The organism is Bacteroides sp. MSSM.1001136sp1_RTP21357st2_D2_RTP21359_211015 (assembly GCF_040913205.1).
GTDB classification, from domain to species: domain Bacteria; phylum Bacteroidota; class Bacteroidia; order Bacteroidales; family Bacteroidaceae; genus Bacteroides; species Bacteroides ovatus.
The window spans coordinates 1-22,858 of sequence record NZ_JBDFVF010000058.1 but is presented as its reverse complement, the minus strand read 5'-3'; the positions used below and the strand labels follow the sequence as shown (position 1 = coordinate 22,858).

Annotated in this window: 14 protein-coding genes and 1 tRNA gene; 7 read left to right on the top strand and 8 right to left on the bottom strand. The window is 42.5% G+C overall.

The genetic code is table 11. The annotated features are described in order from the left end of the window. Positions 1-84: 84 nt before the first annotated feature. Complete coding sequence (locus AB5217_RS24105) at positions 85-636, bottom strand: hypothetical protein (RefSeq protein WP_042994109.1); 552 nt, start codon at positions 634-636, stop codon at positions 85-87. A 491-nt stretch (positions 637-1,127) separates the two neighbouring features. Here AB5217_RS24105 and AB5217_RS24100 point away from each other — a divergent pair, with 491 nt between their 5' ends. Beyond that, positions 1,128-2,045 carry a DMT family transporter gene (locus AB5217_RS24100; RefSeq protein WP_004324828.1) on the top strand — a complete coding sequence of 306 codons (918 nt, stop codon included), beginning with the start codon at positions 1,128-1,130 and terminating at the stop codon, positions 2,043-2,045. A 91-nt stretch (positions 2,046-2,136) separates the two neighbouring features. Here AB5217_RS24100 and meaB read toward each other — a convergent pair whose 3' ends face one another. The 6 genes from meaB to AB5217_RS24070 form a co-directional block, all read right to left on the bottom strand. Further along, positions 2,137-3,228, bottom strand: a complete 1,092-nt coding sequence (meaB, locus tag AB5217_RS24095) for a methylmalonyl Co-A mutase-associated GTPase MeaB (RefSeq protein ID WP_004320987.1) — start codon at positions 3,226-3,228, stop codon at positions 2,137-2,139. An 11-nt stretch (positions 3,229-3,239) separates the two neighbouring features. After that, entirely contained in the window at positions 3,240-4,307 is a 1,068-nt protein-coding gene (locus tag AB5217_RS24090; RefSeq protein WP_032843043.1) for a DUF1573 domain-containing protein, read from the bottom strand. Positions 4,308-4,543: 236 nt separating this feature from the next. Further along, a complete protein-coding gene (locus AB5217_RS24085; protein WP_042994108.1) occupies positions 4,544-10,279 on the bottom strand; it encodes an alpha-2-macroglobulin family protein in 5,736 nt (1,911 codons plus the stop codon). 566 nt (positions 10,280-10,845) lie between these two features. Beyond that, positions 10,846-11,016, bottom strand: a complete 171-nt coding sequence (locus tag AB5217_RS24080; RefSeq protein ID WP_004301421.1) for a hypothetical protein — start codon at positions 11,014-11,016, stop codon at positions 10,846-10,848. A gap of 882 nt (positions 11,017-11,898) precedes the next feature. Next, positions 11,899-13,356 carry an aminoacyl-histidine dipeptidase gene (locus tag AB5217_RS24075; protein WP_009039042.1) on the bottom strand — a complete coding sequence of 486 codons (1,458 nt, stop codon included), beginning with the start codon at positions 13,354-13,356 and terminating at the stop codon, positions 11,899-11,901. 121 nt (positions 13,357-13,477) lie between these two features. Beyond that, positions 13,478-14,464, bottom strand: coding sequence for a lysylphosphatidylglycerol synthase transmembrane domain-containing protein (locus tag AB5217_RS24070; RefSeq protein WP_009039041.1), 987 nt, complete (start codon positions 14,462-14,464; stop codon positions 13,478-13,480). 116 nt (positions 14,465-14,580) lie between these two features. On the opposite strand from AB5217_RS24070, the gene rsmA reads away from it, so the two are divergent. The 3 genes from rsmA to AB5217_RS24055 all read left to right on the top strand — a co-directional run bounded on the left by rsmA (position 14,581) and on the right by AB5217_RS24055 (position 18,726). Continuing rightward, a complete protein-coding gene (rsmA, locus tag AB5217_RS24065; RefSeq protein ID WP_004301411.1) occupies positions 14,581-15,381 on the top strand; it encodes a 16S rRNA (adenine(1518)-N(6)/adenine(1519)-N(6))-dimethyltransferase RsmA in 801 nt (266 codons plus the stop codon). A gap of 65 nt (positions 15,382-15,446) precedes the next feature. Further along, positions 15,447-16,787 carry a magnesium transporter gene (gene mgtE, locus AB5217_RS24060; RefSeq protein ID WP_004301409.1) on the top strand — a complete coding sequence of 447 codons (1,341 nt, stop codon included), beginning with the start codon at positions 15,447-15,449 and terminating at the stop codon, positions 16,785-16,787. An 85-nt stretch (positions 16,788-16,872) separates the two neighbouring features. Continuing rightward, positions 16,873-18,726, top strand: coding sequence for a DUF349 domain-containing protein (locus tag AB5217_RS24055; protein ID WP_008650661.1), 1,854 nt, complete (start codon positions 16,873-16,875; stop codon positions 18,724-18,726). Between the two features lie 297 nt (positions 18,727-19,023). On the opposite strand, the gene AB5217_RS24050 is transcribed toward AB5217_RS24055, so the two are convergent. Continuing rightward, positions 19,024-19,094, bottom strand: a tRNA-Gln gene (locus tag AB5217_RS24050). Positions 19,095-19,358: 264 nt separating this feature from the next. Between AB5217_RS24050 and rsfS the strand changes: the two genes are divergently transcribed. The 3 genes from rsfS to AB5217_RS24035 are packed head-to-tail and all read left to right on the top strand — an operon-like array spanning position 19,359 to position 22,743. Then, complete coding sequence (rsfS, locus tag AB5217_RS24045) at positions 19,359-19,718, top strand: ribosome silencing factor (RefSeq protein ID WP_004301405.1); 360 nt, start codon at positions 19,359-19,361, stop codon at positions 19,716-19,718. 9 nt (positions 19,719-19,727) lie between these two features. Beyond that, positions 19,728-21,878, top strand: coding sequence for an ATP-dependent zinc metalloprotease FtsH (gene ftsH, locus AB5217_RS24040; RefSeq protein ID WP_032845185.1), 2,151 nt, complete (start codon positions 19,728-19,730; stop codon positions 21,876-21,878). 16 nt (positions 21,879-21,894) lie between these two features. Beyond that, complete coding sequence (locus tag AB5217_RS24035; RefSeq protein ID WP_032854612.1) at positions 21,895-22,743, top strand: phosphatidate cytidylyltransferase; 849 nt, start codon at positions 21,895-21,897, stop codon at positions 22,741-22,743. Positions 22,744-22,858: the final 115 nt, after the last annotated feature.

Below are 22,858 nucleotides of genomic sequence, written 5' to 3'. Positions count from 1 at the left end.
TGTCTGTTTCTGCAAATATAAGCATTTTATCCGCTTATGCAACTTATAATCAGGGATTTAATTTATAGAAGTCCCCTATAATCTTTATCTGCGCCGCGGACGATGCGAACGGCTCGTATGCTGCGTAGTCCGATGACGGGTAGAAGCTGACGCCCCTCGTTGTCCCTGTCGATTACGACCATTTCCTGTCAATGCTGGCAAGGCAGCCACCACGAAACATATCATTACTCCGCCTAATGCCCATGCCGCACGTCGCCACATAAAGCCATTGATGATACTATTAATAAGAGAAAGCGCCGAGGTTTTCTGATCTGATACTTCGTCCACTTTCGTTCCAACTTTATCAAGATAAGGTTTTAAAACAGGATAAGTCGTTTCAATATTATTCCAATCAACCTTTCCACTAACAGTATTACTTAGGCCAGTAATGTCTTCAACTACTCCTTTTACTTTTCCGGCACCAATAATTGCCGTAAACTGAAAGGAAAGAAAGAAGAGAAGAAAAAGTCCTATCAATCCAACCAACCACTTTGGGGTGTCCATTAGTTCATTTATCAGATACACGACAAGAATCGTAACTACAATTCCCGCCAGTATTCCCCAAAAGAGCGTAACAATAAAACTTAGTATCCCCATATGGACTGTTTTTCCGGTCTATAAATTCCACTGATTCAACCTGTTCATTAGATACAAAAAAAGCGCAGGAATTTGTTTCATTATTCGTCCTCATCTTTTAAGTACACATACCACTCTTTAATAGACAAAACCAAATCTATCAACACAGAAATATTTACATTTAAGCTCAAAAGAAGTTAAAGACGACTACTAAAAACGCTTTTCTAAAATTTCGCCAACCCTCCTACAGCTTAGCGAGATGTTGCAAAAGTAATTGTTTTATCAAAAGATGCAAATTTTCAAAGAGTTTTTTAGTCATCTATCAAAAGTTTACTAAAATCAAGCATTTTGACAACAATAAAAAGATACCGGACTTCGTTTTGTTGAAACCATAACGTCCGTTTATTAATATATTAGATTGGAAAAATATAAGAATAAAAAGCTACCTTTGCAACCGTTTCCTCTGTTTGACTGTTATTCATATAAAAAATTGTAGATTAATCAATATCAACATGGACAAAAGTAAAAATCTGCGTGGTCATCTGTTTGCACTTACAGCAAACGTCATGTGGGGATTGATGTCTCCCATCGGTAAGTCGGCTCTTCAAGAGTTTTCCGCTATTTCAGTTACCACGTTCCGCATGGTGGGAGCAGCCGCCGCTTTCTGGCTACTTTCTATATTTTGCAAACAGGAACATGTGAACCATCAGGATATGCTGAAAATCTTCTTTGCTTCACTGTTTGCGCTAGTATTCAATCAAGGAGTGTTCATCTTCGGGCTTTCTATGACTTCTCCTATTGATGCTTCTATCGTAACTACCACTCTACCGATTGTAACAATGGTTGTAGCAGCTATCTATTTAAAAGAACCGGTGACAAATAAAAAAGTATTGGGGATTTTTATAGGTGCTATGGGAGCGCTCATTCTCATTGTGAGCAGCCAGGCAGGAAGCAACGGAAATGGAAGCCTGATTGGTGACTTGCTTTGTCTCGTTGCACAAATCAGTTTTTCCATATACCTGACTGTATTCAAAGGATTGTCTCAACGATATTCGGCAGTAACGATTAATAAATGGATGTTCATATATGCTTCAATGTGCTATATTCCGTTCTCCTATTATGATATTTCTACGATTCAATGGACTTCTATTTCCACTGTCGCCATTCTACAGGTACTTTATGTCGTATTAGGAGGTAGTTTCCTCGCGTATCTCTGCATTATGACTGCACAGAGGCTGCTCCGTCCTACGGTAGTCAGTATGTACAATTATATGCAACCGATCGTGGCTACGATTGCAGCAATCGCGATGGGTATCGGAAGTTTCGGCTGGGAGAAAGGGATTGCTATCGCACTTGTATTCCTAGGAGTATATATTGTGACTCAAAGTAAATCGAGAGCTGATCTTGAAAAAGCAGAAAAGCCTCATTAATAGTACAAGCGGGTAGAAAGACTAAATGTTTCCTACCCGCTTATGCTAAATGTATTCTCTAAAAATCAGAACCTTATTATCATTTAAAGTCTCATTTCAAATCCTCAAAATAAGTATCGAGCAGACTTCTTGCAGCTATAAAAGAAGTCAGGTTGCCTTTCAATACCTGCTGTTCTTTTTCCAAGAGCATCGCTTCAATCTTCGGATTATGATAAAAGCTGTCACGAAGTTGTTCATTGATGCTTTCATACATCCAGTATTTACTTTGTTCGTTGCGGCGATATTCAAAATAGCCGTTTTCTTTCACGAAGTCAATGTATTCGTAAATCATGTCCCAGACCTCCTTCACTCCCAGATTATAAAAACCGGAGTAAGTCAATACTTTGGGAATCCATCCGGATTCAGGCGCAGGAAACAGATGTAATGCATTACGGAATTGAGTGGCAGCCAACTTGGCACGTTCCAGATTATCTCCATCGGCCTTATTGATAACGATACCATCCGCCATCTCCATAATACCACGCTTAATTCCTTGCAGTTCATCGCCCGTACCGGACAACTGAATCAACAGGAAGAAATCAACCATCGAGTGAACAGCCGTTTCGCTCTGTCCCACTCCTACGGTCTCCACAAAAATCTTATCGAATCCGGCAGCTTCACAAAGAATAATCGTTTCACGTGTTTTGCGTGCCACTCCTCCCAAAGAACCGGCTGACGGACTAGGGCGGATGAACGATTTAGGATGTACGGAAAGCTGCTCCATACGGGTTTTATCTCCCAAAATACTGCCTTTACTACGCTCACTGCTAGGGTCGATGGCCAATACCGCCAGTTTGCCCCCCTTTTCGAGCACGTGCAGACCGAATACATCTATGGATGTACTCTTTCCCGCACCGGGAACGCCGCTAATACCAATCCGGATCGAATTTCCGGAAAATGGCAGACATTTCTCAATGATTTCTTGTGAGACAGCCTGATGTTCAGGCTTTACGCTTTCAACCAATGTCACAGCCTGACTCAATATAGTGACATCACCTTTTACGATACCTTCTACAAACTCTGCTACTGAAAGCTGGCGTTTCTTAGGTTTCCGCTTTAAGTAGGGATTCACAGATGAGGGTTGCTCAATGCCTTTATTGACAACAAGCCCCTTATATTCTTCACTATTTTCAGGATGTTCCATAATCATAGGATTTAGCGTTTGATATTGATTTCGACTTTCGGGCGTAACGGATCATTTGTTATCATCAGGATACGTAAATGATGCTTCTTATTACCTACGTCACGCTTACGAATAGTTACTTTGAGCTTCGTCATTCCATCCGGAGGAAGGACTGTCTTCTTCAGGCTCACTCCTACCGATGAATTGAATACCTGCAACTTACTGATGACTAACGGAGTCTTTCCGGAATTAGCTATCAATATATCATGGCTTACCTTATTCTTCTTTATCAACGGGATACTAAGATCAATATCCGTTTCCGAAATGTGCATGGCAGGAGCGTTCAAAGAATCTTTTTCCGTCATACGTGAGAAGTCGGGAAGAAGAATGGCCGAAACCGGTATTTCATTATCTTCGCTCACCTTATCACCGGAGAAACGGGAAAGGTAGACAGAAGTCTGTGTCAATCCGTAATCTTTTAGCTGGCTTGCATCCAGCGTCAGTTTGATAGTTCCTTTCTTGCCTTTCAACAAGACTTTGGGTTCCGCTTCCATTTTCAGATAAGGAGGCAGATGCATCAATACCGGTTCGTAAGGACGATCCGAAAGATTGGCGATATCAAAGGTCAATGAAGGCTGCTGTCCGCGATAGACATCGGGGAAAGCAAACTCATCACGATCTAAACGAATATTTCCGATTGTATAAGGAAGTAGCTTTGTATAATCTTTTATTTCCTGCACTACTTCACCGGTAAACTTCAGATAGACCAAGCTCGGACTGGCATTGCTATATATTCCTATCGACTTTTCAAAATGTCCTAACGCTTTTGCGTCAAAAGAAGCTTTTACGACTCCTTTTCCTCCCGGAACAATCGGTTCTTTGGTCCAGTCGGCCACGGCACAGGCACAAGAGGTTGTGACGTTGGTCAGTACCAATGGCTGGTTTCCCGTGTTAGTGATGGTATATTCCACTGTCACCGGACGTTTCCACTCAATTTGTCCGAAGTTATGTGTCTCTTTATTTGAAGAGATACGAGGTTGGGCAACGGCTGCCAAAGCGACAGTAAGTAAAGATAATATAGATAGTAAACTACGTTTCATGCGATATTTTTTATTTTGGTGCACAAATGTAGGGGTTTTAGATGAGTTTTTCACCACAGATTACACAGATTAACACAGATTGGGAAAAGACTTTACTTAATAGCAGTCCTTGTAAGCCCCTGTTTATAAGAAAAAAGTTCCTCACCGACGAAGGATGCCTTCCTCGGTGAGGAACACCCTCTTCATCGGTGAGGAACGCCTCGCTCGTCGGTGAGAATAAAAATCCCCTGCCGGAACTATTTAATAATAATTGTCATCGAAGCAGAATGCGAAGCGTATTCCGGTGCATAAGCACACTGCATAGTTGCCAAACCTGTTTCGTAAGTTCCTGCACGACTGACACGGTAACTATATTCCAACACGTATACACCCTTTCCTAAATGATCGAAGAAGAAATTAGTCGATGCATCTTTGATGTCTACGTAATAGCCAAGCCCGTTGTTCCAACGATAACCGGAGATACTGCCGATCGGTTCGAAACAAGCGCCCCGCTGATCTTTCAACTGTACAAAGTCCATCGGACGGTCTACGCGGATGCTCAAACGGGAAACGACTTTATCACCTACCTGAAGAACCGTTTTGGCTGTAATAGGCTGTAATTGAGGGACGTTATTCACCGTACGTTCTACATACAACTGTTTCTCAACATTCAGGTCACCGCCCTGTTGTTTCACATCACTCACAGGAGATTCAAATTCTGCATACACAGCTCCCCAGGCAATACCCGGATTTCTCTTTTCCACTTCAATCTTGCGGGCATCCACCACATTCTTCTGTGTGAAAGAACGTTTGATATATCCCAATCCAGGAACAGTCGTTTTACTTGGACTAACAGTTTCCAGCACTTCATTAGCAATCACAATCCGTACATCTCCCTGATTGTCGAGTAAATTAGCGCCCTTCATCAGCAATGCAAATACCGCATCGGCAGTAGCTACCGGAGAATTCCACTGTTGTGTCTGCTTTTGCTTCAACAACCAAAGTTTCATTTCTTCCACTGTATCGGTATTGCCACCTGTCTGTTCCAGCACTTCCATCACATCTACATGAGCCTGCATCTGCATTCCGCCCCATGTATATGGATTCTCGTTGAAAGCAAAGAACATTCCCTGTTCATCTGTCTTCGTCAGATGTTCTTTCAGAGAAGCGACAAATTCCTGCGCTTCCTTCTTGCGTCCGGCTTTATCAAGCACAATGGCGGCAATCGCTTTTGTATCCATCGAAGGAGAAGTCAGCAATTCTCCTACCTTAGAAAGATAATAGGTATAAGCCGCTTTATTGGCTGCGGGTACCTGCTCTCCCGAAATAGCGATGAGATACAAATATTGCAGAATACTGCCCGAAACGCCAGTAAACTTCACACCGTCTTTCTGTGCTTTCAGGATTTCCTTATACTCGTCCAAAGCTGATTGATGAAGGTAAGCGAAAGCCTTCTGTTGCAAGGAAAGAGCCGATCCGCTTAATTTTTCACCTGTCAGCATAGCCAGACGGGCATTCAGTTCGGCGATATAGGTAGTTACAGATCGACTGCCGTTCATTCCTTTATACCAGGACCATGCCCCATTTGAGTTCTGTAACTCCTGCAATCGAGTCAAAGCTGCGATATTATTACTACGGATGTTATTCAAATCAAACAAGGTGGCGATGCGCTCTTTCTGTTGCTCTTCCGTCTGTGCTTCGAGTACCCAGGGAGACTCGGACAAAATGATATTCTTCACTTCCTGATTCTTTTGCAGATTGCTCAAGAACGTTTCTTTCGTACCTCCTTGCAGTTTCCAACTTTCAAATACCGCTTTGATCTTCGGCTGACTGTTCATGATAAACGAAGCCAATGTATTGGCATAGTAGGCAGTAGCCCAGGAAATAGCGTTATTACTTGTCGGAAGACTCAATGAAGGCAATGCCTGAACGGCATACCAAGCCGGGTTTCCTGTAAATTCAACAGTTAGTTTACGATCTGTGGCTGTTTTACTTTGTTGATTGAACAGATGATCGAGTGAGAAAGTACGGGTTTCTTCTCCACGCACTGGCATTGGAAGTGTCTCCACCAAATGCTCTTTATTGCTAAGAACCGGAAGCAACTGTTGTTCTCCATCGCTGAAAGTACCACTGTCGGCAATCATCCGGCATCCCACTATTTCGTATTTATCACTAACGATAAACTGGAAGTCCACACCCATTGTCTTTCCGGCAGCAAGGCTGAATTTCTGTTTTTGTGTACTGATAACCTTCTCTGTCATCGGGTCAAAAAGGACCAGACTGACCGTTCCGGCTTGCGGCTTACCAGTCATATTAGAGATAGAAGCTGCCAGAGAAGTCTTATCACCCACACGCACAAAACGAGGGAGATTAGGAGTCAGCATAAATTCTTTGCTTGTGGTAGCTTCGCCATCCAATGTTCCCGTCAACATTCCCTTTGTATGAGAATATCCACGGAAGTTCCAACGCGTCAGACTTTCAGGCATCGTGAATGAGAAAGAGATCTCTCCCTGTTCATTGGTGCGAAGTTGAGGATAGAAGAATGCTGTTTCTGCTAAATTGGTACGCAAGTCAGCAGATGCTTCGGGAAGCATTTCGTTGTCAGATGCCTCATCCGCTTTTTCTCCCGTGGGTATCATTTCCGATTGAAATTCAACATTAGTCATGGCATCAGCAGCCATAGCCGATTTCATCTTTGGCGCATTACTCCTTAAAGTTGCAACGTCCAATGTCGAAACGCTACCTGTCACCGTCAACTTTCTCGTCAAGCCATATCCTCTCACTATTACTTCACCCAAATCTCTTCCATTATTATAATAGTCCGATAGCATCACAAAATGGTCATACTCCAGTGATGGCACTTTGAGACTCTTCGTATTCCACCAGTAGTTGAATGAATTATTGCCGGAATATCCACTCATCCAGTTAGAATATGGGACAATCTGGTTATAATAGATTTGGAAATTCTGTTGCCGATTCCATATTTTATCCAAGGAAGCATCATACATCGTTGCCAGCATTTCCGCGTTAGCAGCTTGTCCTTGCGGCGTTTTAATCGTCAGCTTCCATTCTTCCTTTTGTCCCGGACGCAATTTATCACGGAACACTTCCCACTTCATAGTCAGTGTCTTATCAGGAATCCGTTTGGTCAGCCGCACCTGTTCCTGATAAACCTGTCCGTCCCTCACCATACAGAGATTCACAAAGACACCATCCCCATAACTTTCCCGATATGGATACTCGAAACGTACAATCGTATCTGACAAATTCAACGTCTTGCTCTCCAGCAATTTATCACCGGAAAATACATTCATCATCACATAAGCATCTTTTTTCGACGTACCGAAACAGAACACGGCCGGATGGGCAGCATCAAATTCCGTATTTGCACCATAGAACCACATCGTCGTTTCTACAGGCGGACGTTTGTCCTCAACAGAGAAAAGAATCGTGTTGGTGTCAGCAGTCACTTCCTTGCCCTGATTATCTTTCACTGATGCTTTCAGCACATAAGGTCCCGATGGAAGATTCTTCCAGTCAAGCGTCATGTCTTCATTAGAAGTAAAGGTTCCCGTTGCAACCGGTTTCTCTTCCAACTGCTTAAAGTCCTTGTCTTTGGCAGGGTACAAGTAATAATTCCCCTTCACCTCCACAGGTTGTCCATTCAGGTTCTGCACTTTAAACATTGTTTCGAAGGGTTGATCCTTGCAAGTCTTATCTTGCAATTCCACCTGCAAAATCAACGAACGGTTTCCTGCCGAAATCACGTCCGTAGAAGATTGTGTTTCACCTGCCACATTGGTAACAGTGGCCTCAATGGAATAACGATAATATACCTTATCATTATTCTTATAAGAGTCACTTTCCTGCAAACGAACCGGTATCGTGAATTCTCCATTCTCATTGGCCATCACTTCACCGGAAGCAATCTGCACAGATTCCGCAAACCGCCAAAGGCTATATGCAGAACGCTTTACCGTATATTTCACCGGAAGATCCTGAAGCAGCACACCACTATAAGATTGTACCTTACCCTTCACCTGTACCTCATCACCCAGTTTGTAACTTCCTTGTTGCTTTTCAAAAGTGATATCAAATGTCGGACGTTTATAATCTTCTACCCGAATGCCTGTATGGTCTCTTCCCGCTTTCAAAGAAAACATTCCGTTCAAACAGGCCGAAGGCAATGCGAAATCGGTGGTAAACGAACCGAACTCATTGGTACGTACCGACTTCTGCCCTACTTCCTGATTGTTTACATCCAATAAAGTCACCGTATATTCCTTGTTCGGAAGTACATTCGCCGTATCCGATTGTTGAGAATAAGCAATTCCCTTCACATACACAGTCTGTCCGGGACGATACAAAGAACGGTCGGTCAATAAAGTCATATTTTCAGTCACTTTATCTTCGTCGCCGTAATATCCGTAACTTCCTGCATAAATGCCTTGTTTCGGCATTGCCGTATCCGTCCCCTTGGAAGCTTTCAGATAGCGGTATTCGGATTTCCAGGGAAATACGACCTTACCCTCTTCGTTTGTCGTAAACTCCTGCAACACTTTTTCGTCATTACTGTACATCGTCACTTTCGCATGGGGAATAGGATACCCTGTCTGTCCATCCAGCGTCACCACTTGATACTGTTTGTCCGGCAAACGGCATGTCAGCACTTTGAAACGTGTTACATCAAACTTGCTTTCACTATCTCTCTTCGCACGAATATCCGGTATGATACGCATCACGTAAGATCCAAGTTCAGGAGCTTTGAATGTAAACACAGTGTCCTGCGTCTGATAATCTTTCGGACGAAGCACAGCGTAATGTTGTTCCTTTATCAGTTTCTTCGCCTGATAAAGACGGACAGTGAAACCATCCAGATTTTTGTGTGAGACCCTTAATTCTATCTCTTCGTTCGGAAAAGCCAAATCGGATGCATTAACATTCAAATAAGGAGCCAATATCTCTTCCCGAAGATTCTTCAAAGCATTGATTCTGCGATAGCCTGGATAAAGGCGGATTGCCTCATCGCAAAGCTGCAATGCATTGAGCTGCTGTTGTTTTCCAATAGTATACCGGGCTTCTGCCAAATAGACTTCGGCACAGATCGGTTCGGAAGCATACTTGCTTTTCAATGTGTTCAAAGCTTTCAGATAAGTATCTTCCGTCAGTACCGGAAGTTCGCCCTTAGCCTGCAGAGGTCGAATATTCCGATCAGCATTCCATCTCCATTCCAGGTAGTTAAGTGCTGTCAACACATAACCTTCTTTTAATCCGGTTGCTTTATAAGCGGGAATCATATTCCCATAAATAGCTATTATATCTTGTTTGACCGGATTCACAGTACCGTCATTAGTAATCCTGTTACTCAATTCTTCCACCCGTTGCAGTGCTTCAATGCTACGGGAAGCCAATAAATGATACATATCATGGTGATAGTATTCGCTCGTTTCCCCCAGTTCTACAAAAGGAATATAGCCGCGTGAGGACGTTTTGAGCAGCAATACAGAATCGGCCAATGCCTCCTTTATATTTGTCCGCACTTTTTCGATGAACATATTGGCTGTCCATTCACGCATATCGGTAGCAGGTGTCTGGTCTACGATTTCTGTCCGTTGGCGGAGTTGCCACTGATTGCTGGCTGCATAATCTGCATAGATTCCCGCTATCAAAGAGTGTAGGATGGCGCGATCCATTGGTTGGTCAGTCTGTTTCACCCATTGTTCCAGTCCTTTCAAATCAGCGTAAAGACTGTCGGGATTCAACATTTCCCGATATTTCATCCGCCACGTATATGCTTTGAGCATTTGTGGAGAGTTTTTCTCTTTTTCCCCTTTCTGATAAATCTCATCAGTCAGTTTTATCACAGTCTTAGGCAAGCTCTTTTTCTCCGCTTGCTCCACTTCTTTCCATAATTTGTCGAAAGTTTGTGCCTGTACCGCCGGAATCACTCCCAACCATAGCAGCACCATCATACAAATTTGCTTTACTTTCATAATCTTTCTAGTTTAAGTTTGCTATAAGTCTCACTCTTATAAATAACAAAGTAAGGAAATAAAGTTTAAAGATTTGTACTTTTTAGCTTAAAAAAAGCTTTTATCAAGCTATCAGCCCCATACCATATTGTATAAACATTAGCCTATTAATCAACTCGCTCTGGAATAAAATAAAAAGTCCAAAAACTGCCACTCGGTTTATTATTTAATTGAAAAGTTTATCTTCTGCAATAAGATTCACCTATCTCTTACAAGTTCATAAATGCAAAAGTATCTTGCACCTTACACTAAACCAGCGATAGTCAACTGATATACAAGTATTTGAAGCAGTGCAAGATACCGTTGCAGATGCGTGCAAGATAGAGGTATCTTACACACTGTCTCGTTTATAAGAATCCGGGCATATTCATAGAAGACACTCAATAATTTGCAGCACCTCTACATAAAATGGCTTGTTCATGCCGGTGAACAAGCTGTTTTATGCCTTGAGACCAACAGTTTCAAGTAATGAAACTACCAGTTTCACACCGGAAAACTAAGTGTTTAATACCTTGAAACTAAGTGTTTCAAGCGTATGAAACAAACTGTTCACAAGCTTGAAACTGATTTTCCCCTATGGAGAAGCCAATCGAAACCTTACGGAATACAATTAATTCATCCGTATCTATTATCTCGTTCAGCCTGTTATTCCAGATAATATTACGCCAGTTATCAGACACAAATACATCATCTTTCATGTATTAGTACCAGACAAATCAGCATACAACTTACTATAAATCAACTATTAAGCACTTATTACAGGTATAATTGTAGGGTGAGAGTAAAAATTACCCTCACCCTACAATCACAGTTACCCTCACCCTTTGTAACATCGATGAACAAAGGCTTTCAAGTGATTCGGTGAGGGTGTGATAGTAAAATCAGCCAAACTCGCATGTGATACATTCCAGCCCAAGTGGCAAAAGACAGTGTACCCAAACACAGAAATTAAAGGAGGAACTGACACTGAAACAGATCCCCCGCCACAGTTGTTAGCTAAAACAACTCTATATAAAATTTTAGATATAAAAAATGGGGATATCGTATTTAATAACGTATCCCCACTCTAAACTTAGTTAATGTACTTGTTCTCATTTCTCAATTCTGTACCCCCATGAAAGCATTTCATTACGACCTACTTCACTAAGGATTTTTCTAACTAAAGAACCCATTTTCTTTGCCATAATCTTTAAACCTTTTAAATTACTAATTCCTGAAAACTAAAAAATAAAACTTACTTGTTTGGTTTGGTATTAATTGTTGAATATCCCCAAACATGTACATCGGCTTCGCCGATCTTTCTAAACAATCTTTTTAAACTTTTCATTTTGTTATCCTCCTAATTACATGTTTTACAACACAAAAATACAGCCTTTGTTTATACATTGATCTAAAAAAGAGAGAAATTTATGTTTTATAGCATATTTCTTGATTTGCATCAATTAATTTATTTGTTATAAAGCAGAATTGTAATATACGCTGCAATAAATATGAAAAAAGGCACAGATGAAATATCATCCGTGCCTTCACTATGGTCACCTATTATATAATAGGAGAATATTTATATAAAGAGAAATACGTTATTTCATTGGAGTTTGCTCCAAAGTTGCCACCAGGAAGTCATAGAACTTCTGTACGGTAGGAATCAACGCTCTTTCGTCCGGTGAATGCGGTGAACGCAAAGTCGGACCAAAAGAAATCATGTCCAATCCCGGAATAATAGCACCGATAATACCACATTCCAAGCCAGCGTGAATCACTTTCACTGCAGGTTCTACACCAAACTGTTGTTTATAGGATGACTTCATCGCATGCAAAATCGGAGAATTTACATCAGGTTGCCAACCGGAATATCCGCCTGCCATCTCTACCTTCATCCCTGCCATAGAGAAACAAGACTCCAGGCTGGTAGTCAGATATTCTTTCATGCTATCGCTTGAACTGCGAGCCAGAATCTTAATGGCTGCCTTTCCTTCACCAATCGTTATAATAGCAAGGTTGGAAGAAGTTTCTACCGTATCTGGAACAGTAGGGATCATACGTGTCACACCGTTCTGACAAGCAAAGATTGCATCAATCAGATTGTCCTGAATTTCTTCAGGTACTTCACCGGCAGGAAGTTCTACACGTTCAGCCGTAAAACTGATCGGAGTTTCAATAGCTGAATATTCTTCGTTGAACAGGTTTTCGCAGTATTTCACCAAGCCCAGCAGTTCTTCTTCATTTTCAGCCGGAATGGTAATAACCGCATGTGCTTCACGCGGGATAGCATTACGCATATTACCACCTTCCCAGCTAGCCAAACGGGCTTCATAGCTGGCAACCGCTTCACGAACGAAACGAACCAGCAACTTATTGGCATTGGCACGTCCTTCATTGATTTCCAATCCCGAATGTCCGCCGCGTAATCCTTTCAAAGTAACTTTCACTGCGATATCTCCTGCTTCGGGAGCTACTTCCTTATATTCCAGGGTAGCAGTTACGTCCATACCTCCGGCACAACCGATATACAATTCACCTTCATCTTCGGAATCCAGATTCAAAAGGATTTCACCGTTCAGGGTACCCGGCTTCAAGCCAAATGCACCGTACATGCCGGTTTCTTCGTCTTTAGTGACAAGAGCTTCCAGAGGGCCGTGTTTCAGGTCTTTTGCTTCCAGCACGGCCATGATGGCGGCTACTCCCAGTCCGTTGTCCGCACCCAAAGTAGTACCTTTTGCCTTTACCCAGTCACCGTCTATATAAGTTTCAATCGGATCTTTTTCAAAATCGTGTACAGTATCGTTGTTCTTCTGCGGAACCATATCCATGTGCGCCTGAAGAATTACACCTTTCCGGTTTTCCATACCCGGAGTCGCCGGTTTACGGATAATTACATTACCTGCTTCGTCTACAAAAGACTCCAGACCCAAACCTTTTCCGAAACCTAGAAGAAATTCTGTTATTTTTTCCATGTGTCCTGACGGACGAGGAATCTGTGTCAACGAATAAAAATGCTTCCACACGTTTTGTGGAGCTAAAGAAAGAATGGTACTCATAATAAATATTTTAAAACGATTTTAAATCTAATAATTAAACAGTGCCAAGTTATGGAAAAGTTTTCAGATGACAAAGGACGTCAGCAAAAACATTTAAGAATACACACTTTTAGCTAAAATTTCACCCTCGATGTCTGTTAGTGAACGACAGGACAGCAAAACCATAGATACCCAACAGAACAACCAGAAAGGTTTGAATACCATGCACAATCAGGGCAAAGATTCCGGCATCCGTCACATTTACCCCATAAAGCATCATCATAGAAATGATAGCGAAATGCCACGGTCCCGCCCCGTTGGGAGTAGGCACAATCACGGCAAACGTACCACCTACAAACATGACCAATGCTGCCAGAATTCCTAAATGTGCCGTAAAGGCGAAGCAATAGAATGTGAAATAGAAATGGAGAAAATAACACGCCCAAATGGCCAGTGTATAAAAAATAAAGAGAGGAATGTTGCGTACTCCCTTTAAAGACATAATCCCCTCCCATATATTAAGTACAAAGCCTTTCACCCGTTCATAGAAGAACAGCGTTTTTCTTAAATAATAAAGAAGGATCGCCACACCGATAAAACAAAACAGGATGATATAAAACCATACCGAAGTCAGGAGATGAACAAGAGAAGGGATTTTTGTTCCGGTCTGTTGAAGAAAGGTAACGAATATCGGTAATTGAAGCAAGACTGTGATGCCTGTGATGAGAAGAATCGTCAATGTATCGACCAATCGCTCCGTAACGACTGTTCCCAACGACTTGGCAAACGAGACGTTATCATATTTCGCCAAGACCCCGCAGCGGCTCACTTCCCCGATCCGGGGAACTACCAGACTGGCGGCATAAGAAATGAAGATAGCATTCACGCAATCGCTCTTTTTCGGGAAAGCGTCCAACGGTTCCAGTGTCTGCCTCCACCGCCATCCACGAAAGACTTGCGCGAACACCCCGAACACTAATGAGAAGAGCATCCACCACCAATTTGTACCGTGTAATAATACATCGCCCGCTTTTGTAAAATCAAAGTCGCGATACACCCAGAATAAGATAAAGCCGCCTAAAACAACCGGTAATATCAGTTTCAGCGTCTTTTTTAATAGTTTCTTCATCCTTAATTCTTCATTAGCTTCGCTGACACATCATTTATTTTTTAATAAATAGTGGTACGTTCTTCATTTAAAAGAATTACCTTTGTCGACTGCAAAAGTAATTATTTAGTTGGTAAATGAAATTAGTAAAGCCTAAAAAGTTTCTCGGACAACACTTTCTGAAAGATCTGAAAGTTGCGCAAGATATTGCCGATACTGTCGACACCTTCCCTGAACTGCCTATTTTGGAGGTGGGACCGGGCATGGGAGTATTGACCCAGTTTTTGGTGAAAAAAGACCGGTTGATAAAGGTCGTAGAAGTTGACTATGAGTCGGTTGCCTATCTTCGCGAAGCTTATCCGTCGTTGGAGGACCACATCATCGAAGATGACTTTCTGAAAATGAACCTTCACCGGCTATTCGACGGCACACCTTTCGTACTGACCGGTAATTATCCGTATAACATCTCCAGCCAGATCTTTTTCAAGATGCTAGACAACAAAGATATCGTCCCCTGCTGTACGGGAATGATTCAAAAAGAGGTAGCCGAACGTATTGCAGCCGGACCGGGCAGCAAGACTTACGGTATCCTTAGCGTATTGATTCAGGCATGGTATAAAGTGGAATACCTATTCACAGTGAGTGAGCACGTGTTTAATCCGCCTCCCAAAGTGAAAAGTGCTGTTATCCGCATGACGCGCAACGAAACTAAAGAATTGGGATGTGACGAGAAACTGTTCAAACAGGTAGTGAAAACGACTTTCAACCAACGACGCAAAACATTGCGCAACTCTATTAAACCTATTTTAGGCAAAGATTGTCCACTCACGGAGAACATCTTATTTAATAAACGTCCGGAACAACTATCGGTAGCAGAATTTATCGACCTGACCAATAAAGTGGAAGAAGCATTAAAGACGGCAGGCAACAACCTATAACCGATCTACGGGCAGCAGTAAGCAGAGAACTGGATTTTGTAATTCGTAATTTGTAATTGACAACGATGAACGAGGAATACATTGACAACGTTAAACACCTTATTGAGCAAAAAGATGCCGATACGGTAAAAGGGCTTCTCATCGACCTCCATCCGGCCGACATTGCCGAATTGTGCAATGACCTGAATCCGGAAGAGGCTAAATTCATCTATCGCCTGCTCGATAATGAAATTGCCGCCGACGTGCTTGTCGAAATGGACGAAGACGCTCGTAAAGAACTGCTCGAAATGCTTCCTTCGGAGACAATCGCCAAACGCTTCGTTGACTACATGGATACGGACGATGCCGTAGACCTGATGCGTGAACTCGATGAAGATAAGCAGGAAGAGGTTCTTTCGCACATCGAGGACATTGAACAGGCAGGTGACATTGTCGACTTGTTGAAATACGACGAAAATACCGCCGGTGGTTTGATGGGTACGGAAATGGTACTCGTCAACGAGAACTGGAGTATGCCCGAATGTCTGAAAGAGATGCGTCAACAGGCGGAAGAGCTGGACGAAATCTATTATGTATATGTCATCGACGATGACGAACGTCTGCGAGGTATCTTCCCGCTCAAAAAGATGATTACTTCCCCTTCTGTATCGAAAGTGAAACACGTGATGCAGAAAGATCCGATTTCGGTACACGTAGATACTCCCATTGACGAGGTAGTACAGGCGATTGAGAAGTATGACTTGGTGGCTATCCCTGTTGTCGACAGTATCGGTCGGCTTGTGGGACAAATCACCGTCGACGACGTCATGGATGAAGTCCGTGAGCAGTCGGAACGTGACTATCAGTTGGCATCCGGTCTTTCGCAGGACGTAGAAACAGACGATAATGTATTGAGACAGACCACCGCCCGCCTCCCCTGGCTATTAATCGGTATGATCGGCGGAATCGGCAACTCTATGATATTGGGTAATTTCGACTCCACCTTTGCTGCCCATCCCGAAATGGCACTGTACATCCCGCTAATCGGTGGTACAGGAGGAAATGTCGGAACACAATCTTCGGCAATCATCGTACAGGGTTTGGCAAACAGCTCGCTGGACGCTAAAAATACCTTCAAGCAGATTACCAAGGAATCGGTAGTAGCTTTAATTAATGCCACTATTATCTCCTTATTAGTATACACCTACAACTTTATCAGGTTCGGCGCAACGGCTACGGTCACCTATTCCGTATCCATCAGCCTGTTTGCCGTGGTAATGTTCGCTTCTATTTTCGGGACACTGGTACCGATGACGCTGGAGAAGTTCAAAATCGATCCAGCCATTGCAACAGGTCCGTTTATAGCCATTACAAATGACATCATCGGAATGATGTTGTACATGGGAATAACCGTTTTATTGTCATAAAAACACGATAAACAAAAAAAAATAAGCAAAATAGTATGAAGTAATCGTTTTATTTCATTAATTTGTGACCCAAAACTAATATACAATGATGGACGCTCATGACACTAATCAACCCTTGAACCAAGGGGAATTAGAAGAAGAAAAGAAAACAGTCGAGGTTTCTGAAGCTATTACAGAGACTCCGGCTGAAGATGTTACTGCCGAAGTTCAACCTGAAGCAGCTCCTAAACCTGCCACTAAGGAAGATGTACTAAACCAGCTAAAAGAGCTTGCGCAAGACGCTGAAAATGCGAACAAGCAGGAAATTGACAATCTGAAACAATCATTCTACAAGTTACATAATGCCGAGTTGGAAGCTGCTAAGGTACAGTTTACAGACAACGGTGGAAACATTGAAGATTTTGTTGCCGAAGAGGACCCGACGGAAGAAGAATTCAAACGCCTGATGGGGGTTATCAAGGAAAAACGCAGCAAACAGGTTGCCGAGCTGGAACGCCAAAAGGAAGAAAACCTGCAAGTGAAACTTTCCATTATTGAAGAACTGAAAGAATTGGTGGAATCCGGAGATGACGCCAACAAATCTTATACGGAGTTCAAGAAGCTGCAACAGCAATGGAATGACACAAAACTGGTGCCGCAAGGTAAAGTGAATGAACTTTGGAAAAACTATCAATTATATGTAGAGAAGTTCTACGATTTATTGAAACTGAACAATGAATTCCGCGAATATGACTTCAAAAAGAATCTGGAAATCAAAACGCATCTCTGCGAAGCTGCCGAAAAGTTGGCTGACGAGGAAGATGTTGTTTCCGCTTTCCACCAACTTCAGAAGTTGCATCAGGAGTTCCGCGATACAGGTCCGGTAGCCAAAGAACTGCGTGATGAAATCTGGAATCGGTTCAAAGCAGCTTCTACCGCTGTCAACCGCCGCCATCAGCAGCACTTTGAATCGCTGAAAGAAGCCGAACAGCATAATTTGGATCAAAAGACCGTCATCTGCGAAATCGTTGAAGCGATTGAGTATGATGAACTGAAAACATTCTCTGCCTGGGAAAACAAGACCCAGGAAGTGATTGCCCTGCAAAACAAATGGAAAACCATTGGTTTTGCGCCCCAAAAGATGAATGTGAAGATCTTCGAGCGTTTCCGCCATGCCTGCGATGATTTCTTCAAGAAGAAAGGAGAATTCTTCAAAAGTCTGAAAGAAGGAATGAACGAGAATCTGGAAAAGAAGAAAGCGCTCTGCGAAAAAGCGGAAGCCTTGAAAGACAGTACAGACTGGAAAGTAACTGCCGATGCACTGACCAAACTTCAAAAAGAATGGAAGACCATCGGACCGGTTGCCAAGAAACACTCGGATGCTATCTGGAAACGGTTTATCACAGCTTGCGACTATTTCTTCGAACAAAAGAACAAAGCTACTTCTTCACAACGCTCCGTAGAAACAGAGAATATGGAAAAGAAGAAAGCGTTGATCGAGAAGTTATCCGCTATTGATGAAAGCATGGATACCGAAGAAGCAAGTACCTTGGTTCGGGATTTAATGAAAGAGTGGAACTCTATCGGTCATGTGCCGTTCAAAGAAAAAGATAAGTTATACAAGCAGTATCACGGAATCATCGATCAGCTATTCGACCGCTTTAACATCAATGCTTCCAACAAGAAGTTAAGTAGCTTCCGTTCGAATATCAGCAATATTCAGGGAAGCGGCACTCAATCTCTGTACAGAGAACGCGAAAAGCTGGTACGTACTTATGAGAATATGAAGAATGAGCTTCAGACTTATGAGAACAATCTAGGCTTCCTGACTTCTACTTCTAAGAAAGGCAGCAGCCTGCTGACTGAATTGAACCGCAAGGTAGATAAGTTGAAAGCAGACTTGGAACTGGTATTACAAAAGATCAAAGTAATCGATGAATCAATAAAAGCAGAAGAATAAGAGTTCTGCCCGATTTAGAAAAATTAGAAACAGGTTTTATACTCACTTGAGCTATAAAACCTGTTTTTCTTTTCTACTAAACAAGACGACAGCCAGTTTAAGGATTTATTCTTTATCAATCAACCGCACGGCTTTTCATAAGATTAGCGTTTTTCGAACTATCAACGTGCATTCGTGTCACCGAATTAGCCACCGAATTAGCGTCAACTTTTTTCGGATGGTATTTGTCAAAGCACAAAAAAACCCGCTAAAATTGCATTTTTAGCGGGTTTTTGTCAGTAAAAAGCTGGTGTTTTGTTGGGCTACCTGGATTCGAACCAGGAATGACAGGACCAGAATCTGTAGTGTTACCATTACACCATAGCCCAATAATTTCCGTTTGCGGGTGCAAAGATACAAATATTTTGGGAATTCAAAACAATTCTGATATTTTTTTTGCAAAAATGTCCAAATAAGCTTTCTAAACAAAAGTATCTCCACTAAAAAACACAAAAATTGAGGGATAACTTTCTTGTATCCAATAAATCAGCGTATATTTGTCAAAAATATCACGTTTATAATCAGAAACAAAGGCTTGCCTTTTTTTGTTATAAACAAATAGAGAACATGAATTATTAATCTCAATTACAGGAATGAACGATACTAAAGTATTAATTGAAAAAATAAAAGAAGGAATTCAAGAGAAAAAAGGTAAAAAGATAATCGTTGCCGATTTAACCAGCATAGAAGATACCATCTGTAAATATTTCGTTATCTGTCAGGGAAATTCTCCCAGTCAAGTGAGTGCTATTGTAGATTCAATCAAGGAATTTACACGCAAAGGTGCGGATAGCAAACCTTATGCAATCGATGGACTCCGGAATGCTGAATGGGTGGCAATGGACTATGCCGATGTACTGGTACACGTCTTTTTACCGGAGACAAGAGATTTTTATAATCTTGAACACCTTTGGGCAGATGCCAAACTTACTCAAATCCCCGATCTAGACTAATTAATGATTATGGACAATAATAATAGCAATAATAACAATAGCAATAAACCTAACAATAAGGTTAATATGCCTAAGTTCAACCTGAACTGGATGTATATGATTATTGCCCTTATGCTTCTCGGCCTCTGGTGGGGCAGTGATTCAAAGGGAGCTGGAAGCAAAGCTGTAACTTACAGTGAGTTTCAGGACTACGTAAAAAAGGGCTATGTAAGCAAAGTATTGGGTTATGAAGATAAGTCAATAGAAGCTTTTCTTAAACCGACTGCTGTAGGGGCTGTTTTTGGAGCGGACTCTACCAAAGTGGGACGTAACCCTATCATTACAAGTAGAACGCCATCTACCGATAAACTGGAAGAGTTTTTGCAGGCAGAAAAGGAAGCCGGTCATTTTGACGGTTCTTCCGACTATCCGCCCAAATCGGATATTTTTCCCGCAATCCTGATCCAGATACTCCCGCTTGTCTTGCTTGTAGCGTTATGGATCTTCTTCATGCGCCGTATGAGCGGAGGTGGCAGTGGTGGCCCCGGCGGTGTATTTAACGTAGGAAAATCAAAAGCCCAGCTTTTTGAAAAAGGTGGAGCCATCAAGATTACATTTAAGGATGTAGCGGGTTTGGCAGAAGCGAAACAAGAGGTAGAGGAAATTGTAGAGTTCTTGAAGGAACCGCAGAAATATACGGATTTGGGAGGTAAGATACCCAAAGGAGCATTGCTGGTAGGCCCTCCGGGAACCGGTAAAACTTTGCTTGCCAAAGCTGTGGCGGGTGAAGCTAATGTTCCTTTCTTCTCACTGGCAGGTTCTGACTTCGTGGAAATGTTTGTGGGTGTAGGTGCATCCCGTGTTCGCGACTTGTTTAAACAGGCCAAAGAGAAAGCCCCTTGTATCGTCTTTATTGATGAGATTGATGCCGTAGGACGTGCTCGTGGCAAAAATCCTGCAATGGGAGGAAATGACGAACGCGAAAACACATTGAACCAGTTATTGACAGAGATGGACGGTTTCGGTTCCAACAGCGGTGTAATTATCCTTGCTGCTACTAACCGTGTAGACGTACTTGATAAAGCATTGCTCCGTGCAGGACGTTTTGACCGTCAGATACATGTGGATCTGCCCGACTTGAATGAACGTAAAGAAGTATTTGGTGTGCATTTGCGCCCGATCAAAATAGACGATAGTGTTGATGTAGACTTGCTGGCTCGCCAAACTCCGGGATTCTCGGGTGCGGATATCGCCAATGTCTGCAATGAAGCTGCATTGATCGCTGCCCGCCACGGAAAGAAATTTGTAGGCAAGCAAGACTTTCTGGATGCGGTAGACCGCATCATCGGTGGTCTGGAAAAGAAAACCAAGATTACTACGGAAGCTGAAAGACGTTCCATCGCTTTGCATGAAGCAGGACACGCCTCTATCTCCTGGTTATTGGAATATGCCAATCCGTTGATTAAGGTAACTATCGTTCCCCGCGGACGTGCATTAGGAGCTGCCTGGTATCTGCCGGAAGAACGTCAGATTACTACTAAGGAGCAAATGTTGGATGAAATGTGTGCTACTTTAGGAGGACGCGCCGCTGAAGATTTATTCCTCGGCCGCATTTCAACTGGTGCCATGAACGACTTGGAAAGAGTGACTAAACAGGCATACGGTATGATTGCTTATTTAGGTATGAGCGACAAGCTGCCGAATTTATGTTATTACAACAACGATGAATATTCTTTCAACCGTCCATACAGCGAAAAGACAGCCGAACTAATTGACGAAGAAGTCAAGAGAATGGTGAACGAGCAGTATGACCGCGCCAAGAGAATTCTGTCAGAGCACAAAGAAGGTCACAACGAACTGACGCAATTACTGATTGACAAAGAGGTAATCTTTGCGGAAGACGTTGAACGTATCTTCGGCAAACGCCCCTGGGCTTCGCGTTCGGAAGAAATCATGGCTGCTAAAGAAAGCCAGGATGCCGCAAGAGCTGAAAGGGAACTTGCCCAAAAGTTAAAAGAAGAAGAAAAAGAAATCAAAGAAGAAGAAGCTGAAAATACTGCAGAGGAGCAAGCTTCCATTGACACCAAAGTTGCCGCAGCAGGTAACAAGGTTACAGTGGAAGGCAAAGTTACCGTAGAGGGTAAGTCCAATGGAGAAGAACAAGCTAACGGGTCCAAATAATTAAAACGAATAGATTTTGATTAACAATTTCATAAAACGAGCTATTACGGGTGTACTCTTCGTTGCCATCTTGGTAGGGTGCATCCTTTATGACGCATTCAGTTTTGGCATTCTGTTTACCGTTATCAGTGCACTGACTATTTATGAGTTTGCACAGTTGGTAAATATGCGCGCAGAAGGAGTCAAGATAAACAAGACCATTAATATGCTCGGCGGGGCTTATTTATTCCTCGCAATCATGGGATTCTGCATTGATGCAGCCGATTCGAAAATATTCATCCCGTATGTGCTTTTATTGCTTTACATGATGATTAGCGAGTTGTATCTGAAAAAGGAGAACCCGGTACTTAACTGGGCTTATTCGATGCTTAGCCAACTTTATATCGGTCTGCCTTTTGCTTTGCTGAATGTATTGGCTTTCCATAATGATCCGGCATCGGAATTCAGTAGCATAAGCTATAATCCGATTCTACCGTTATCCATCTTTATTTTCCTTTGGCTGAATGATACGGGTGCTTATTGCATCGGGTCACTGATAGGCAAACACCGACTCTTTGAACGCATCTCTCCCAAGAAATCATGGGAAGGTTCTATCGGCGGCGGAGTTGTAGCAATCGGAGTGTCTTTTATACTTGCTCACTACTTCCCATTTATGTCAATGATGGAATGGGCAGGACTGGCATTAGCTGTGGTTATATTCGGTACATGGGGCGACCTGACGGAGTCATTGCTAAAACGCCAATTGCACGTAAAGGATTCGGGAAATATTCTTCCGGGACATGGAGGGATGCTCGATCGGTTTGACAGTTCTTTGATGGCCATACCGGCAGCAGTCGTTTACTTATATGCATTAACATGGTTCTAACAGGAGTTTTTCTCATCGATTAGAATTGCACACAATACAAAGAGGTTGTGTCAAAACGCTGACACAGCCTTTTTTTATGCGCAAAGCCCAGACTTTCTCAAGCCCGGGCTTTGTT